Origin of the sequence: Dietzia sp. DQ11-38-2 (genome assembly GCF_014145055.1) — a bacterium.
Lineage (GTDB): Bacteria > Actinomycetota > Actinomycetes > Mycobacteriales > Mycobacteriaceae > Dietzia.
The window spans coordinates 1-4,295 of record NZ_JAALDW010000071.1; the positions used below are offsets into that span (position 1 = coordinate 1).

The 4,295-nt window shown below is 68.3% G+C and carries 2 protein-coding genes and 1 pseudogene; all 3 read right to left on the reverse strand.

Going from position 1 to position 4,295, the window contains the following annotated elements:
• Positions 1-133: 133 nt before the first annotated feature.
• Positions 134-2,905, reverse strand: a complete 2,772-nt coding sequence (secA, locus tag G6026_RS02945; protein ID WP_182612219.1) for a preprotein translocase subunit SecA — start codon at positions 2,903-2,905, stop codon at positions 134-136.
• Between the two features lie 170 nt (positions 2,906-3,075).
• Positions 3,076-3,759, reverse strand: a complete 684-nt coding sequence (raiA, locus tag G6026_RS02950) for a ribosome-associated translation inhibitor RaiA (RefSeq protein WP_107755939.1) — start codon at positions 3,757-3,759, stop codon at positions 3,076-3,078.
• Positions 3,760-3,992: 233 nt separating this feature from the next.
• A pseudogene (locus G6026_RS02955) lies at positions 3,993-4,295 on the reverse strand (hypothetical protein); the annotation flags it as partial.

A 4,295-nucleotide genomic window follows, 5' to 3' on the forward strand; every position in this document is an offset into this window, starting at 1 on the left:
GGGCGGCGGCGGCCGGGACTACGAGGTCTGCGCCACGTACGCCCGCGGGCCGAGACTGTTCGCCGTCGCGGCCCGCATCCGGGTCACCGATACCGGGGCGACCTGCACGGCCCTCCGGTTGGTCTAGGGGCCGTCAGCCCTTGCGCCCGCGGGACGCGGCCTTGGCCGCTCGTTCCCGGCGGTCGAGCCGGTCCTGCCGTTCCCGGGAACGACGCTCGGCACGGTTGGCCGGGACACTCTCGTCGACGAGCTGCGCCTCACCCGTCTCCGACGGGCCCGAGAACTGCATCTGATCGTCGCTCACGTCGCGGCCCGTGCCCGCGGCCTGCAGGATCGGATTGGCACCCGCGAGCGACGCGGCCTGCGCCGCAGAGGGCGCCGCCACCGACTTCTGCTGCTGACCGGCCTCGACCTTGACGTTGAACAGGAACGCGACGGTCTCCTCGCGCACCCCGTCCATCATCGCCGCGAACATGTCGTAACCCTCGCGCTGGTACTCGACCAGGGGGTCGCGCTGGGCCATGGCACGCAGCCCGATGCCCTCCTTGAGGTAGTCCATCTCGTAGAGGTGCTCGCGCCACTTCCGGTCCAGGACCTGGAGCATGATCGATCGCTCGAGCTGGCGCATCGCGCCCTCGCCGCCGATGCCCTCGATCTCGGCTTCGCGCTCGTCGTATCGGGCGAAGACGTCGTCGAGGATCGCGTCCTTGAGGTTCTTGGCCGACAGGTCGCCCGACGCCCCGTACTCGTCGCCGTCGATGATCGACTGCGCGGTGATCGAGACCGGGTAGAGCTGCCCGAGCGCGTCCCAGAGCTTGTCCAGGTCCCAGTCCTCGACGTACCCCTCGGCGGCGGCGCCGTCGACGTAGGCGCTGATCACCTGATAGATCATCGACTCGACCTGGTCGGTGATGTCCTCGCCCTCGAGGATCCGCTTGCGCTCGCCGTAGATGACGGTGCGCTGCTGGTTCATCACCTCGTCGTACTTGAGGACGTCTTTGCGGATCTCGAAGTTCTGCGACTCGACCTGTGTCTGGGCGTTCTTTACGGCCCGCGAGACCATGCCTGCCTCGATCGGCACGTCGTCGGGCAGGCTCAACCGGTTCATGATCGCCTCGACGGCCGCGCCGTTGAAGCGACGCATGAGCTCGTCACCCAGGGACAGGTAGAACCGGGACTCACCCGGGTCACCCTGGCGACCCGAGCGGCCGCGCAACTGGTTGTCGATCCGCCGGGAGTCGTGTCGCTCGGTGCCCAGGACATAGAGACCGCCGGCCTCGCGGACCCGCTCGGCCTCCTCCTTGCTGAGCTTGCGCATGCGCTCGATCTCGGCGTCCCATGCCTCCTCGTACTCCTCCGGAGTGTCCACGGGGTTGAGTCCGCGCTCACGCAGGTTGAGGTCGGCGATGATGTCCGGGTTGCCACCGAGCACGATGTCGGTTCCACGACCGGCCATGTTGGTCGCCACGGTGACCGCACCCGGGCGACCGGCCTGGGCGATGATCTGGGCCTCGGACGCATGGAACTTGGCGTTGAGGACGTGGTGCTTGATGCCCCTGCGGGTGAGCAGCCTCGACAGGTGCTCACTGCGTTCGACGGACGCGGTGCCCACGAGAACCGGCTGCTTCTTCTCGACGCGTTCGGCGATGTCCTCCACCACCGCGGCGAACTTCGACTCCTCGGTCTTGTAGATGAGGTCGGCCAGGTCCTCGCGCGCCATCGGCCGGTTGGTCGGGATCGGCATGACCTCGAGCTTGTAGATGGAGTAGAGCTCCGCGGCCTCGGTCTCGGCCGTACCGGTCATCCCCGCGAGCTTCTCGTAGAGACGGAAGTAGTTCTGCAGGGTGATGGTGGCCAGGGTCTGGTTCTCGGCCTTGATCTCCACCCGTTCCTTGGCCTCGATGGCCTGGTGCATTCCCTCGTTGTAGCGGCGCCCGTCGAGGACCCGCCCCGTGAACTCGTCGACAATGATCACGTCGCCGTCGCGGACGATGTAGTCCTTGTCCTTGGTGAACAGCTCCTTGGCCTTGATGGAGTTGTTCAGGTAGCTCACGAGCGGCGAGTTCGCCGCCTCGTAGAGGTTGTCGATCCCGAGCTGGTCCTCGACGAACTCGACGCCCTGCTCGGTCACACCGATCGTGCGCTTCTTCCGGTCGACCTCGTAGTGCGTGCCCTCCTCGAGCAGGGGGGCGATACGGGCGAACTCCCCGTACCACTTGCTCGACCCGTCGGCGGGGCCCGAGATGATCAGCGGGGTCCTCGCCTCGTCGATGAGGATCGAGTCGACCTCGTCGACGATCGCGTAGTTGTGGCCACGCTGGACCAGCTCCGCGGTGTCGTGCGCCATGTTGTCGCGGAGGTAGTCGAAGCCGAACTCGTTGTTGGTGCCGTAGGTGATGTCGGCCGCGTAGGACTCCCGCCGCTGCGCGGGGGTCATGCCGCCGAGGATGGCTCCGACGGACAGCCCGAGGAACCGGTGGACGCGACCCATCCACTCGGCGTCGCGCTTGGCCAGGTAGTCGTTGACCGTGACCACGTGGACGCCCTGGCCGGACAGGGCGTTGAGGTAGGCGGGCAGCACACAGGTCAGGGTCTTGCCCTCACCGGTCTTCATCTCCGCCACGGCGCCGGTGTGCAGGACGATGGCACCGATGATCTGCACCTTGTACGGCCGCTGCCCGAGCACCCGGTAGGCGGCCTCGCGGGCCACCGCGAACGCCTCCGGCAGCAGGTCGTCGAGCGTCTCACCCTTCGCCAGCCGAGCCTTGAACTCGTCGGTCTTGGCGCGGAGCTCGTCGTCGGTCAGCGTCTCCGTCGCCTCGGACAGGGTGTCCACGTAATCGGCGAGAGCGCTGTACCGCTTGAGCTTTCGACCTTCGCCGGCTCGGAGCAGCTTGGAAAGGATGGACACAGTCTCGAACGTCCTCGTGGTCGGGGTGATCGGAATTCTGGCTACCTGCGCGGGGTCCACGCGGGCCCTCGGTCCATCCTAGGTGCTCTGGGCCCCGGATACACGCCGCGGGCGGCCCGGTCCATTCGGACCGGACCGCCCCCGGGGCGTGCGAGCCGTGACCGTCAGGCCTCGTCGCTCAGCGTGATCAGCCCGTAGTCGAACGCGTGCCGCCGGTAGACGACGGTGGCGCGCCCGGACTCGGCATCGCGGAAGAGGTAGAAGTCGTGTCCCACGAGCTCCATCTTCTCGAGCGCGTCGTCGACCGACATCGGGGTCCCGTCGTGCTCCTTGCGGCGCACGATCTGGCCGGGGAGCTGATCGTCGTGCCCGTCGGCGTACTCATCCAACACGTCCGCCGGTGCGGCCTCGGGCGCGAGCTCAGCGGTGGCCTCGGCGACGGACTGCGGCCGACGGTGACCGGAGTGGCTGATCTTCCGCCGGGTGCGGGCCTTGCGCATCTGCCGCTCGAGCTTGGCCACCGCCGATTCCAGAGCGGCGTAGAAGGTGTCCTCGGCGGCCTCCGCGCGGGCGACGCCCGGCTTGCCCTTGAGGGTGATCTCGATCCGCTGGCTGGCCTTGGCCAGTCGTGGATTCTTCTCGTGCAACAGCACCACGTCGAACCGGGTGATCGCCGGCGAGATCTTCTCGATCTTCGCGAGCTTGGTGTGGATCCGGGTCGCGAAGTGGTCGGGGACCTCGACGTTCCGGCCCTTGATGGTCACCTGCGCTTCAGGGGCACCGGGGTCGTCGGTCGACGGACCGTCGAAGGTGGCGGGGTCGAGCAGGACTGCGGGGGTCTTCGCCATCGAAGCTCCTCCTCATCGGGCCTGCGGCGGGCCCCGGAGACCGGCCCGGTTACCGCCCGGGACCCCGGTCGAGGGGCCAACCCACATGGCTGAGTGGACACTCTCCGGACGTGGGACACCATCGGCTGAATTCTCGTGAACGCGCTGGTGAACCCCGTCCGCGACCTACGATACCCGGTCGCCTGTGCACCGGACCGCAGTAGGCTCAAGTCGTCCGGAAGTCACCCTCGCCCTCAGGCGGCGGTGACCGCGATGACGCCGTCGACGCGCAGACCGCCCTCGCCCAGCGCACCGACGCACGCGGCGGCCGTGGCCCCCGTGGTGACGACGTCATCCACCACGAGGACGGTCGCCGGCGTCCTGAGCACCTCGGCGACCGTCGACGGCGCCCCTGGCGTAGCCCGGATCAAGGTGTCCGGCGATCGTCTCCTGATCCGGCCCGAGAGGTTGCCGGACCTCGCCCGCGCGTCCAATCCGGCGGCGTCGCGGACCCTGCCCCGGATCTCGAGCAGCGGGGCCACGGCCACGGGTCCACG